Raw genomic sequence first — 524 nt, 5'->3', positions numbered from 1 at the left:
GGAAATTGCTGATGCCATTGTTGAACGGAAAGAAAAAGAAGACCAGAAACATTTCGAAAAACTTTTTAATTTATCAAACGACCTGATTGGTGTGGCCGGGTCTGACCGCTTTTTTAAAAGGCTGAATCCAGCTTTCACAACAGTATTGGGCTGGGATGAAAAAACGCTTCTTTCTGCTCCTATAGCCGAATTCATACACCCTGACGATTTGGAGATGTCAAGGGCACATCTGGCAAAGCTTTCCAGCGAAAACTTTGCAGTTAACTTCACTAACCGTTTCAGGACCTCCGGAGGTTCTTACCTCACCCTCCATTGGGTATGCAGTACCGACAGTACTTCTGGTGATATTTATGCAGCTGCGCGGGATATTTCTGATGAAAAACAACGGGAACGGCGACTCATGATCAGTGAGAATAAGTTCAGGGCTTTTTTTGAGAATTCGCAGGGCCTGATGTGCACTCATGACCTTGAAGGCAAACTATTAACGGTTAATCAGGCCGGAGCAGGACTTTTAGGATATACAC

At 44.5% G+C, this 524-nt stretch carries 1 protein-coding gene; it reads left to right on the top strand.

All coding sequences use genetic code 11. The annotated features are described in order from the left end of the window. The coding region (locus ACNOHI_RS25595) for a PAS domain-containing protein (protein ID WP_420477535.1) at window positions 1-524 on the top strand (524 nt) is incomplete at both ends.

This window comes from Noviherbaspirillum sp. ST9 (assembly GCF_048799745.1).
Lineage (GTDB): Bacteria > Pseudomonadota > Gammaproteobacteria > Burkholderiales > Burkholderiaceae_D > Noviherbaspirillum.
The sequence above is the reverse complement of the archived record's forward strand: the minus strand, read 5'-3'. Positions and strand labels throughout refer to the sequence as shown.